We start from the raw sequence: 12,214 nt of genomic DNA on the forward strand, positions 1-12,214 counted from the left end.
TCAGGCGCCCGGCGTCGTCGCGACCGGCTCCCCGCCCGGGGCGGCGAGGAGCTCCCGGGCGCGCGCGACGTCGTCGTGCATCTGCGCCACGAGGGGCTCGATGCCGTCGAAGCGCAGCGTCGGGCGCAGCCGCTCGACGAGCTCCAGGACCACGTCCTCGTCGTACAGGTCGAGGTCCGCGCGGTCGAGGACGTACGCCTCGACGCGGCGCTCGACGCCGTCGAACGTCGGGTTCGTGCCGATCGAGATCGCCGCCGGCAGGCGCACGTCCGCGTGGCGGGGATCGGCACCCGCGAGCTGCGGGCGCTCGAGCCAGCCCGCGTAGACGCCGTCGGCGGGGACCATGCCGCTGATCGACCCGAGGTTGGCCGTCGGGAAGCCCAGCTCGCGCCCCCGCGCGTCGCCGTGCACGACGGTGCCGCGCACGCGGTGGGACCGGCCGAGGATGCGGGCCGCCTCGCGCACGTCGCCCGCCGCGAGCAGCGCGCGCACGCCCGTCGAGGACCAGCGCACCTGCGAGTCGCCCGGCGTCTCCTCGTCGGTGACCGGCACGCCCTGGTGCTGGCCGACGTCGTCGATCGCCACCACGTCGAAGCCGTACCGCGCGCCGAGCGCGACCATCGTCTCCATGGTGCCCGCGTTGTCGCGGCCGAAGCGGACGTCGTGCCCGACGACGACCGCCCCCGCGTGCAGGCCGTCGACGAGGTAGGTGCGCACGAACTCCTCCGGCGTCTGCCGCGCGAACTCGAGCGTGTACTCCACGAGCAGGACCGCGTCCAGGCCCGTCGCGGCGAGCAGCTCGACCCGGTCCGCGATGCCCGTGATGAGCTCGGGCGCGCTGTCCGGGCGGTGCACGGCCGACGGGTGCGGGTGGAACGTCACGGCCACGGCGCGCGCGTCGCGCTCGCGCGCCAGGTCGACGATGCGTCCGAGCACCTGGGCGTGCCCGCGGTGGACGCCGTCGAAGTTGCCGATCGTCACGACCGACGGGCCGAAACCCGGGGGAACCTGGCTCAGGTCCGTCCACAGGTGCACGCGAGAACTCCTCAGGTGAGCAGGAAGGCTGCGGGTGCCGCCCGGGGCGGCCGCCCGTGCCGACGGGGGGCGGCGGACCGGACGGGGAGGCACCGGGACCGCGCTGGACAAGACTGCCACGCCCCGGGCACGACGCCGAACCGGACGCGTCAGGCAGGGGCGAGCACGAGGACCGGCCGGGCGAGGTCCTTGCCGCCGCGGCGGGTGTCCTCCACGAGCGCCACGAGCTCGCCCGTCGGGGAGATCGCCGCCGTCGTACCGGGCGTCCCGCTCGCGTCGACCCACTGCCCGTACGACAGCGCGGTCGCCTGCTCCGGGGTCAGCTCGCGCACGGGGAACGTCGCACGGGCCGCCTGGGCGAGCGGCAGCGTCGCGAGCACGCCGTCTCGGTCCGCCTGGGCCTCGAGCTCCTCGAGCGTCGAGGCGACGTCGAGCCCGTACCCGCCCACCCGCGTGCGCCGCAGCGCCGTGAGGTGGCCGCCGACGCCGAGCGCCGACCCGAGGTCGCGCGCGAGCGCACGCACGTACGTCCCGGACGACACGGTCACGGTGACGTCGACGTCGAGCGCGGGCGGCGCGTCGTCGGGGACGCCCTGCTCCCCCGGCGCCACGGGCCGCACCGCGAGCACGTCGAAGCGCGAGACGACGACGGGCCGCGCCGCCAGCGCGACCTCCTCGCCCGCGCGGGCCCGCGCGTACGCGCGCTGCCCGTCGACCTTGATCGCGCTCACCGTGCTCGGCACCTGGAGGATCTCGCCGGTGAGGCCGGCGATCCCCGCGTCGAGGTCGGCCCGCACGACGGCGGACGCGTCCGCCCGCGAGAGCACCTCGCCCTCCGCGTCGTCGGTCGTGGTCGCCGCACCGAGGCGGATCGTCGCGTCGTAGTCCTTGTCGGCGCCGACGACGTACGTCAGCAGCTTCGTCGCGCGCCCGACGCCGAGCACGAGCACGCCCGTGGCCATGGGGTCGAGGGTGCCCGCGTGGCCGACCTTGCGCGTGCCGGCGAGGCGTCGGCCACGGCCGACGACGTCGTGGCTCGTCCAGCCGGCGGGCTTGTCGACGACGACGAGACCGTCGGGAGCGACGGGGCGTCGCTCCCGACGGTCGGTCGCGGCCGGGCGTGCGCCCACGCGGTCAGGCCCGGTCGTCGTCGGCGACGGCGTCCGCGTCCTCCGACGTGCGGTACGGGTCGGCGTCCCCGGCGAAGGGCTTGCCCTCGCGCAGGGCGGCGAGCTCGGCGTCGCGCCGGCGGGCCTCGACGAGCGCGGCGTCGAGGTGCGCCGCCGTCTCGGGCACCGCGTCGAGGTGGAACTCGATCGCCGGCGTGAGGCGGATGCCGGTCTGCTTGCCGACCTCCGACCGGATGAGGCCCTTCGCGCTCTCCAGCGCGGCGGCCGTCCCGGCCCGCTCCTCGTCCGTCCCGTAGACGGTGTAGAACACCGAGGCGTTCTGCAGGTCGCCCGTGACACGGACGTCCGTGACCGTGACGAACCCGAGGCGCGGGTCCTTGATCCGCGTGTCGAGCATCTGCGCGACGATCTCCTTGATGCGGTCGGCGAGCTTCCTCGCCCGGGGGTGGTCGACCATGTCTTCTTCCTTTCGTGCCGAGCCTTCCGGCGACGGTCCCGACGACCGTACGTCGAACGGCGCCCACCGGCCGGGTGGGTGACCGCGGTGGGGTGCTGACTGACGACTGCGGGTGATGACGACCGCGGGGTGACGAACGCCCGGGGGCGGCCACGATGACCGTGACCGCCCCCGGGCGTGACGAGCGTCAGGAGCGCGGCTTCTCGCGCATCTCGAACGTCTCGATGGTGTCGCCGACCTGGAGGTCGTTGAACGAGCCCAGACCGATACCGCACTCGAAGCCCTCGCGGACCTCGGTGGCGTCGTCCTTGAACCGCTTGAGCGACTCGACCGTGAGGTTGTCCCCCACGACCTTGCCGTCGCGCAGGACGCGCGCCTTGGCGTTGCGGCGGATCTCGCCCGACCGGACGATCGAGCCGGCGATGTTGCCGAACTTGGAGGAGCGGAAGATCTCGCGGATCTCCGCCGTGCCCAGCTGGGCCTCCTCGTACTCCGGCTTGAGCATGCCCTTGAGCGCGGCCTCCACGTCCTCGATCGCCTGGTAGATGATCGAGTAGAAGCGGACGTCGACGCCCTCGCGCTCGGCCAGGTCCTCGACGCGCTCGCCGTACTTCACGTTGAAGCCGATGATGATCGCGTTGTCGACCGTCGCGAGGTTGACGTCGTTCTGCGTGATCGCACCGACACCGCGGTGGATGACGCGCAGCTCGACCTCGTCGCCCACGTCGATCTTGAGCAGCGCGTCCTCGAGGGCCTCGACGGCACCGGACACGTCGCCCTTGAGGACGAGGTTGAGGGTCTCGACCTTGCCCTGCTGGAGAGCCTGCGTGAAGTCCTCGAGGCTGATGCGCTTGCGGCGCTTGGCCAGGAGGGCGGCGCGCTCGGCGGCCTCGCGCTTCTCGGCGATCTGACGGGCCGTGCGCTCGTCGGGCGCCACGAGGAACGTGTCGCCCGCGCTCGGCACGGACGCGAGACCCAGCACGAGGACCGGACGGGCGGGGCCCGCCTCGGTCACGGCGTTGCCGTGCTCGTCGAACATCGCGCGGACACGGCCGTGGGCCGTGCCGGCGACGATCGCGTCACCGACGTGCAGCGTGCCGGACTGGACGAGGACGGTCGCGACGGCGCCGCGGCCCTTGTCCAGGTTCGCCTCGATGGCGACGCCGCGCGCGTCCTTGTCGGGGTTCGCACGCAGGTCGAGCGAGGCGTCGGCCGTGAGCAGGACGGCCTCGAGGAGGTCGTCGATGCCCATGTTCTGCTTCGCGGACACGTCGACGAACATCGTGTCGCCGCCGTACTCCTCGGCCACCAGGTTGTACTCGGTGAGCTGCTGGCGGATCTTGGCCGGGTTCGCCGACTCCTTGTCCACCTTGTTCACCGCGACCACGATCGGCACGTTCGCCGCCTGGGCGTGGTTGAGCGCCTCGATGGTCTGCGGCATCACGCCGTCGTCCGCGGCCACGACGAGGATCGCGATGTCCGTCACCTGGGCACCACGGGCACGCATGGCGGTGAACGCCTCGTGACCCGGGGTGTCGATGAAGGTGATGGCGCGGTCGACGCCCTCGTGCTCGTGGCGCACCTGGTACGCACCGATGTGCTGGGTGATGCCGCCGGCCTCGCCCGCGACGACGTCCGTCTGGCGGATGGCGTCGAGGAGCTTGGTCTTTCCGTGGTCGACGTGACCCATGACGGTGACGACCGGCGGGCGGGCGGCGAGCTCGTCGTCGCCCTCGGCCTCGAGCTCCGCGTCCAGGTCGATGTCGAACGACCCGAGCAGCTCGCGGTCCTCCTCCTCGGCCGAGACCATCTCGATGACGTAGCCGAGCTCGGACGCGAGGGCACCGAACGTGTCCTCGTCGAGCGACTGCGTCGCCGTGGCCATCTCACCGAGGTGGAACAGCACGGTCACGAGGCTCGCGGGGTTCGCGTCGATCTTGTCGGCGAAGTCGTTGAGCGACGAGCCGTGACGCAGCCGCACGACGGTCGAGCCGTTCCCGCGGGGAACCTGCACGCCGCCGAGCGACGGCGCCTGCATCTGCTCGAACTCCTGGCGCTTCGCGCGCTTCGACTTCCGCCCACGGACCGGGCGACCGCCGGCGCGCCCGAAGGCGCCCTGCGTCGAGCCACGACCGGCGCCACCGCGGCCACCGCCACCGGGACGGCCGGCGAAGCCGCCGCCACCGCCGGGAGCACCGCCACCGCCGGGACGACCGCCGAAGCCGCCGCCACGACCGCCGCCACCGCCACCGGGACGACCACCGGGAGCAGGACGCTCACCGGGACGGCCGATCGAGGTGCGGCCGGGCATCATGCCCGGGTTGGGGCGCGGGCCGCCGGGACGCGGCGCGGGACGCGGGCCGCCCGGGCGAGGACCGCCCGAGCGCTCGCCGGACGCCGCCGCCGCACCCTCGGTGCGCTCGGGGCGCGACCCGGGCCGGGGCATGCCCTGGCTCGGGGCGAACGGGTTGTTGCCCGGGCGCGGGGCGCCCGGACGCGGGCCACCCTGCCGGGGCATGCCCTGGCTGGTCGCGAACGGATTGTTCCCCGGACGCGGTGCGCCGGGACGTCCGCCCGAGCCACCGGGGCGCGGGGCGGGCGCGTTCGTGCCGCCGCCCGGCTTGGGCGAGGCGGTGGGCTTCTGCGCGGGCGCGGGCGTCGGACGCTGCGCCGCGGGAGCCTGGGGTGCCGGAGCCTTCGGGGCCGGCGCCGCGGGTGCCGGAGCCTTCGGGGCCGGCGCGGCCGGCTCGGCGGGGGCAGCGGCCTGCGGGGCCTGCGGGGCCGGCTCGGCCTTGACCTCCGGCTTCGGGGCCGGCTTCGGCGCGGCCGGACGCGCGGCGGGTGCCGCGGGCTTGCTCGCGCCGCCGCCCCCGGCGGGGAAGGCGTCGCGCAGCTTGCGGACCACCGGTGGCTCGATGGTCGAGGATGCCGAGCGGACGAACTCACCGAGCTCCGTCAGCTTGGTCATGATGGTCTTGCTTTCCACCCCGAGCTCCTTCGCGAGCTCGTAGACGCGGACCTTTGCCACAACTCTCCTGTCTCGGCCCGCCCCGGACAGGGAGGACCGTCGTTAGTGCTGGGTGCTCATCGCTGGGTACTCATCGGGTGCCCATCGGCTTCTAACCCGCTTCCTTGTCGACGTGTCGTGCTGGCGGCCCCGTACGGACGGGGCCGTGACGCATGGCTCAGAGGTGCTCTCCCGGACGGGCCTCGATCGCGGCGCGGACCGCGGCGAGGTCGAGGGGCCCGGCGACACGCAGGGCCCGCGGGACGGCCCGCCGGCGTTCCGCCGTCTCGAGGCACCGGGTCGACGCGTGGAGCCACGCACCGCGACCCGGCAGCGACCGCCCGGCGTCCACCACGAGCCGTGGCTCGTCGGTGCCCGCGCCGGACCGGTCGAGGACCAGACGGAGAAGAGCTGACCGCAGGTCGCGCTGCCTGCACCCGACGCACGTGCGGACCGGACCCGATCCCGTGGGAACGGGGCGGGTCGTGGAGTCCGGGGGCATGGTCGAGGTGCGGGCTCGCGGCCCGGTCGATGACAGTCTACCGCGCCGGTCCGTCATCCGTGACCGTCCCACGCCCCGCGGCTACCGGTCGGCAGCGCGAGGACCTGCGGGAGCGGCACCGTCCGACCCCTCGGCCGGGGCGCCGCCCTCGTCCGAACGGATGTCGATGCGCCACCCCGTGAGCTTCGCGGCCAGGCGGGCGTTCTGCCCCTCCTTGCCGATCGCGAGGGAGAGCTGGAAGTCCGGGACGACGACGCGCGCGGCGCGCGCCACCTCGTCGACCACCGTGACCGACGACACACGCGCCGGGGACAGCGCGTTGGCCACGAACTGGGCCGGGTCGTCGCTGTGGTCGACGATGTCGATCTTCTCGCCGTGGAGCTCCGCCATGACCGCGCGCACGCGCGAACCCATGGGCCCGATGCACGCGCCCTTGGCTCCGAGCCCCGGGACGCGCGAGCGGACGGCGACCTTGGTGCGGTGCCCCGCCTCGCGCGCGATGGCCGTGATCTCGACCGAGCCGTCGGCGACCTCGGGGACCTCGAGCTCGAAGAGCTTGCGGACGAGGTTCGGGTGCGTGCGGCTCAACGTGATCTGCGCGCCCTTCATTCCCCGGGCGACCTCGAGCACGTAGGCGCGCAGGCGCTCGCCGTGCACGTACTCCTCCGTGGGGACCTGCTCGTGCGGCGGGAGCACGGCCTCCGTGCCGCCCACGTCCACGAGCACGACGCGCGGGTCGCGGCCCTGCTGGATGACGCCCGCGAGGACCTCGCCCTCCTTGCCGCGGAACGTGCCGAGGATCTGGTCGTCCTCCGCGTCGCGCAGGCGCTGGACGATGACCTGGCGTGCGGTCGAGGTCGCGATCCGCCCGAAGTCGGCGGGCGTGTGGTCGAACTCGGGACCGTACTCCACGGGGCCGCGCGGAGCGTCCTCGTCGTCGGTCTCGGGAGCCGGAAGCTCCTCGCGCGCCCACACCGTCACGTGGCCCGTCTTGCGGTCGAGCTCGACGCGCGCACGGGTGTACGCGTCGGGGGTGCGGTGGTACGCCGAGAGCAGGGCCTGCTCGATCGCCGCGACGAGCACGTCGAGGCTGATGTCCCGCTCGCGCTCCAGCAGGCGCAGCGCGCTCATGTCCACGTCCATCGTCAGGCCTCCTCGTCGTGGTCGGTCGTCTCGTCGGCGGAGCCGTCGAGCTCGGGCAGGTCCGCCTCGAGGGCGCGCTTGAGCTCGACCTGCACCTCGCCGCGTACGACGTCGGCGAGCGGCACCACGCGCTCCGTCACCGCGCCGCGCGCGCCGGGGACGTCGAGGACCAGCTCGGTCTCGACCTCGGAACCGGAGCGCAGGCGACCCTCGAGCGTGCCGCCGTCGGCTAGGACGAGCCGCACGAGACGGCCACGGGCGCGCCGGAAGTGGCGCGGCTCGGTGAGCGGACGGTCCGTGCCCGGCGTCGAGACCTCGAGCGTGTACGCGCCGTGGAGCGGGTCCACCGTGTCCAGCGCCGCGGAGATCGGGCGCGTGGCCTCGGCCACCGCGTCCAGGTCGAGGCTGCCCTCGACGTCGTCGGGGAGGTCCAGCACGACGCGCACCACCGAACGGGCACCCGCGCGCGACACCGTGACGTCCTCGAGGTGGAGCCCGGCGTCGCGGACCGCGGGCTCGACCGCCTCGCGGACGCTCTCCCGGAGCGCGTGCGCCGCCGCGTCGCCTCCGGACCCTCTGCCGGACTGACCGCCCGCCTGCCCTGCCATGACTCAGCTCCTGTCCGTGTCCCACGCCGGGTACGCCAGACGACCGGTGTGTTGTTGTCTCGGGTGCTCCGAGCCCCGCTCGCGGGACGTCGGAACGGGGACCAGCCTAACGACTCGCGGGCCCCGGACGTGACATCATCGCCCCCGATGACTCCCCACGCGACCGCGGCCGACGCCGCCCCCCGAGCCCGGCGGACCCGTCCCGCGGCCCGTGCCGGCCGTCTGCTCGCGGTCGTCACGGTGCTCGCGACGGGCGTCCTGGCGGCCGGGTGCGGCGTCCGGCTGGACACGGAGCCACCCACGGAGCCCTCCCCCGACACGGTCGAGGTGCTCCGCTCCGGGGCGGTCGACGACGCGCTCGCGGTCGCCGCGCTGGTGGCGGACGTCACGCCCCGGGTGACCGACCCGACCGCGCTCGCGGTGCTCGGCGAGGCCGCCGCGTTCGCCGAGCAGCACGTCGACGCGCTCGGCGGGGTCTACGACTCCGGCCTCGAGGACCCCGCGGAGCCCGAGGGCGACGTCGCCGGCGACGCCGGGACCGGCACCGCGGGGACCGACGCCCCGGGGACCGGCACGGACGGGACGACGTCGGACCCCGGGAGCACGGGGACGAGCACCGGGACGAGCACGGAGGCGAGCACCGACACGGCGGGCACGCCCGCCCCCGGCACCGCGACGACGGACGACGTCATCACCGCGCTCGTGGGCGCGGCCGAGCGCACGGGCGCGGCGGCGGACGCCTCGCCGGACGCCCGGCTCGCGCGGCTCCTCGCGTCGGTCGCCGCCTCGGAGCACGTCTCGGCGCAGCGGCTCGCCGCGGCCACGGGCTCGACGGCCGCGGCGGGCCTCGCCGAGCCTCCGCCCGTCGACGAGGCGCCCGGCGGGGTCGGCGCCGCGGACCTCGCGACGCTCGTCGAGGCGGAGGACGCGGCCGGGTACGGCTACGAGGTGCGCGCCGCGCAGTCGGAGGGCGACGTGCGAACCGCCGCGGTCGCGCGCGCCGCCCAGCACCGCGCCCGCGCGCAGGGCTGGGCCCTCGCCGCGGGCACCGACGGGACGCCGCAGGACCCGCGTCGCGTCGCCTACGCGCTGCCCGACGGCACGGACGCGGCCGCGCTCGCACGCCAGGTCGAGTCGGGGCTCGCGCAGACGTACGCGAGCCTCGTCGCCGCGGCGGCACCGACGTCCCGGACCGAGGCCGTCGCGCTCCTCGCCGATGCGTGGGCGAGCGCCGTCGCGTGGGGCGAGGCGCCCGTCGCGTTCCCGGGCCTGCCGGAGCAGACGGCAGGCTGAGCGCGCCCGGCTCGCACGCACGGGCGCGACGCCGACTCTCGCTGGCGCCCTGGTGCACCGACGACCCCGCGCAGCGCGCACCCGGAGCGCCACACCGCACGGCCGTGAGCGCAGCAGAGCGCCCCGGCCCGGAGGTCCGGACCGGGGCGCCCCGAGGCTGCGCGGACGGTCAGCCGAGGAGCTCGGCGACCCGGCCCGCGACGTGCTCGACGGCGTCCTCGACGGCGACCTGCGCCGCCTCGCCCGCGCGCGGGCGGACCTCGACGACGCCGTCGGCCAGGCCGCGGCCCACGACGAGCAGGAGGGGCACGCCGAGGAGCTCGGCGTCCTTGAACTTCACGCCGGGCGAGACCTTGGGCCGGTCGTCGTAGATCACCTCGACGCCGCGGCCGGAGAGCTCGGTCGCGAGTCGCTCGGCCTCCTCGAACACGCTCGCGTCCTTGCCCGTCGCGACGACGTGCACCTGCGCGGGCGCGACGTGCGCGGGCCACGCGAGCCCGGCGTCGTCGTGGTTCGCCTCCGCGAGCGCCGCGAGGACGCGCGTGACGCCGATCCCGTAGGAGCCCATCGTCACGACGACCTGCTTGCCGTTCTCGTCGAGCACCGTGAGGCCGAGGGCCTGGGCGTACTTGCGGCCGAGCGCGAAGATGTGGCCGATCTCGATGCCGCGCGCGAGCTCGAGCGGGCCCGAGCCGTCGGGCGCGAGGTCGCCCGCGCGCACCTCCGCGGCCTCGACCGTGCCGTCGGCGGCGAAGTCGCGCTCGGCGACGAGGTCGAACACGTGGCGGCCGGGCGCGTTCGCGCCGGTGATCCAGCGCGTGCCGGCGACGACGCGCGGGTCGAGCAGGTAGCGCACCGAGTGCCGCTCGGGGGCCTCCCCCGCCGACGCGTCGGGCGCGTCGGCGTCCGCGGGTGCCTCCCGGCGCGCGTTCGGGCCGAGCACCTGCGGGCCGATGTAGCCCTTGACGAGCTCGGGGTGGGCGGCGAAGTCGGCGTCCGTGGCCGGCTCGACCTCGGCGGGCTCGAACGCCGCGCCGACGCGCTTGAGGTCGACCTCGCGGTCGCCCGGCAGCCCGACGACGACGACCTCGCGGCGGCCGTCCGGGTGCGTCAGGGCGAGCACGACGTTCTTCAGCGTGTCGGCCGCCGTCCACGCGCGGTCCTCGCGGGGGTAGCGCGCGTTCGCGAGCTCGACGAGCGAGGCGATGGTCGGGGTGTCGGGCGTGTCCTCGACGTGCGCGGCCGGGGCGTCGGCGTAGTCGACCGCCTCGGGCACCGGCGTGACCACGGCCTCGACGTTCGCGGCGTAGCCCCCGGGCGAGCGCACGAACGTGTCCTCGCCGATCGCGGTCGGGGTGAGGAACTCCTCGGAGCGCGACCCGCCCATCGCGCCGGACGTGGCGGCGACGATGACGTACTCGAGCCCGAGCCGGTCGAAGATGCGCCGGTAGGCCGCGCGCTGCGCCTCGTACGAGCGCTCGAGGCCCTCGTCCGTCGTGTCGAACGAGTACGCGTCCTTCATGACGAACTCGCGGCCGCGGATGAGGCCCGCGCGGGGACGCGCCTCGTCGCGGTACTTCGTCTGGATCTGGTAGATCGTCAACGGCAGGTCCTTGTACGACGAGTACAGGTCCTTGACGAGGAGCGTGAACATCTCCTCGTGGGTGGGCGCCAGGAGGTAGTCGCCGTCCTTGCGGTCCTTGAGGCGGAAGATGTTCGGCCCGTACTCCGTCCAGCGGCCCGTCGCCTCGTACGGCTCCTTGGGCAGCAGCGCCGGGAAGTGCACCTCCTGCGCGCCCGCGGCCGCCATCTCCTCGCGGACCACGTCCTCGACCTTGCGCAGCACGCGCAGTCCGAGCGGGAGCCAGGTGTAGATGCCGGGGGCGGCGCGACGGATGTAGCCCGCCCGCACGAGGAGCCGGTGGCTCGCGACCTCGGCGTCGGCCGGGTCCTCGCGCAGCGTCCGGACGAACAGGGTGGACAGGCGCAGGAGGTCGGCGCCCCGGACGCGGGTGGAAGCCGCGGCGGGCGCGCCGGACGTGACGGAAGACATGCGCCCCACCCTACCGGCGGGGAGGATGTCCCCATGCCCGAGCTGCCCGAGGTCGAGGCCCTCGTCCGGTTCCTCGACGACCGCGCGACCGGTCGCACCGTCGTGGCCGCGGACGTCGCGCAGATCGCCGCGCTCAAGACGTTCGACCCGCCGATCTCGGCCCTGGTGGGGCGGGTCGTCACGGGCGCCCGACGGCACGGCAAGTGGCTCGACCTCGTGCTCGCCGAGACCGGCGTCGGGACCGGCGCGCCCGGGCCCGACGCCGAGGTCCACCTCGTGTTCCACCTCGCCCGGGGCGGGTGGCTGCGCTGGTCCGAGAAGGCGCCGACGACGCCCGTCCGCCCGCGCCTCGGCGGCAGCGGTGGCGGGAAGGCCGCGGTGCTCGCGCTGCGCGTGCGGTTCGACGACGGCTCCGGGTTCGACCTCACGGAGGCCGGGACGCGCAAGCGGCTCGCGGTGCACGTCGTGCGGCACCCGGAGGAGGTCCGGGCGATCGAGACGCTGGGCGTGGAGCCGCTCGACCCGGCCTTCACGCCCGAGGCGCTCGGGGCGCTCATGGCGGCGCGCAACCAGCAGGTGAAGGGGCTGCTGCGCGACCAGTCGTCGATCGCCGGGATCGGGAACGCCTACTCCGACGACATCCTGCACGCGGCGCGCACGAGCCCGTTCAAGCTCACGCGCTCGTTCACGCCCGACGAGGTCGCGCGCGTGCACGCCGCCGTGGGCGAGGTGCTCGCCGAGGCCGTGGCGGCGGCGTCGGGCAAGCCGGCCGCCGAGCTCAAGGACGCGAAGCGCGCGGGGATGCGCGTGCACGGGCGCACGGGTCTGCCCTGTCCCGTGTGCGGTGACACCGTGCGCGAGGTCAGCTTCGCCGACCGCAGCCTCCAGTACTGCCCGACGTGCCAGACCGGGGGCCAGGTCCTCGCCGACCGGCGGATGTCGCGCCTGCTCAAGTGAGGACCCGCCGGGCGGGGCGCGCCCTGCGG

The 12,214-nt window shown here is 75.2% G+C and carries 10 protein-coding genes; 2 read left to right on the forward strand and 8 right to left on the reverse strand.

All coding sequences use genetic code 11. The features are described 5' to 3' along the window. The 7 genes from MT994_RS14350 to rimP all read right to left on the reverse strand — a co-directional run bounded on the left by MT994_RS14350 (position 1) and on the right by rimP (position 7,882). A complete protein-coding gene (locus tag MT994_RS14350; RefSeq protein ID WP_354806799.1) occupies positions 1-1,035 on the reverse strand; it encodes a bifunctional riboflavin kinase/FAD synthetase in 1,035 nt (344 codons plus the stop codon). A 149-nt stretch (positions 1,036-1,184) separates the two neighbouring features. Next, positions 1,185-2,165 carry a tRNA pseudouridine(55) synthase TruB gene (gene truB / locus MT994_RS14355; protein ID WP_354806800.1) on the reverse strand — a complete coding sequence of 327 codons (981 nt, stop codon included), beginning with the start codon at positions 2,163-2,165 and terminating at the stop codon, positions 1,185-1,187. A gap of 4 nt (positions 2,166-2,169) precedes the next feature. Continuing rightward, complete coding sequence (gene rbfA / locus MT994_RS14360; RefSeq protein ID WP_043659091.1) at positions 2,170-2,622, reverse strand: 30S ribosome-binding factor RbfA; 453 nt, start codon at positions 2,620-2,622, stop codon at positions 2,170-2,172. 187 nt (positions 2,623-2,809) lie between these two features. Further along, the gene (infB, locus tag MT994_RS14365; protein WP_354806802.1) at positions 2,810-5,650 is read right to left on the reverse strand and encodes a translation initiation factor IF-2; all 2,841 of its coding nucleotides are present in this window, start codon (positions 5,648-5,650) and stop codon (positions 2,810-2,812) included. A gap of 157 nt (positions 5,651-5,807) precedes the next feature. After that, on the reverse strand, positions 5,808-6,188 hold the full coding sequence (locus MT994_RS14370; RefSeq protein ID WP_086151331.1) for a YlxR family protein: 381 nt from the start codon (positions 6,186-6,188) through the stop codon (positions 5,808-5,810). 24 nt (positions 6,189-6,212) lie between these two features. Continuing rightward, entirely contained in the window at positions 6,213-7,274 is a 1,062-nt protein-coding gene (gene nusA / locus MT994_RS14375) for a transcription termination factor NusA (RefSeq protein WP_021482697.1), read from the reverse strand. A gap of 2 nt (positions 7,275-7,276) precedes the next feature. Continuing rightward, positions 7,277-7,882: a ribosome maturation factor RimP gene (gene rimP / locus MT994_RS14380; RefSeq protein ID WP_354806804.1), complete on the reverse strand. Its 606-nt coding sequence runs from the start codon at positions 7,880-7,882 to the stop codon at positions 7,277-7,279. A 147-nt stretch (positions 7,883-8,029) separates the two neighbouring features. Between rimP and MT994_RS14385 the strand changes: the two genes are divergently transcribed. Continuing rightward, positions 8,030-9,175, forward strand: a complete 1,146-nt coding sequence (locus MT994_RS14385) for a DUF4439 domain-containing protein (RefSeq protein WP_354806806.1) — start codon at positions 8,030-8,032, stop codon at positions 9,173-9,175. Between the two features lie 169 nt (positions 9,176-9,344). Here the strand turns inward: MT994_RS14385 and MT994_RS14390 are convergent, their stop codons facing one another. Continuing rightward, positions 9,345-11,228, reverse strand: a complete 1,884-nt coding sequence (locus MT994_RS14390) for a proline--tRNA ligase (RefSeq protein WP_354806807.1) — start codon at positions 11,226-11,228, stop codon at positions 9,345-9,347. 33 nt (positions 11,229-11,261) lie between these two features. On the opposite strand from MT994_RS14390, the gene MT994_RS14395 reads away from it, so the two are divergent. Further along, entirely contained in the window at positions 11,262-12,185 is a 924-nt protein-coding gene (locus MT994_RS14395; RefSeq protein WP_354806809.1) for a DNA-formamidopyrimidine glycosylase family protein, read from the forward strand. The last annotated feature ends 29 nt before the right edge of the window (positions 12,186-12,214 follow it).

The organism is Cellulosimicrobium sp. MI9406 (assembly GCF_040595865.1).
In the GTDB taxonomy this organism is placed as follows: Bacteria; Actinomycetota; Actinomycetes; order Actinomycetales; family Cellulomonadaceae; genus Cellulosimicrobium; species Cellulosimicrobium funkei.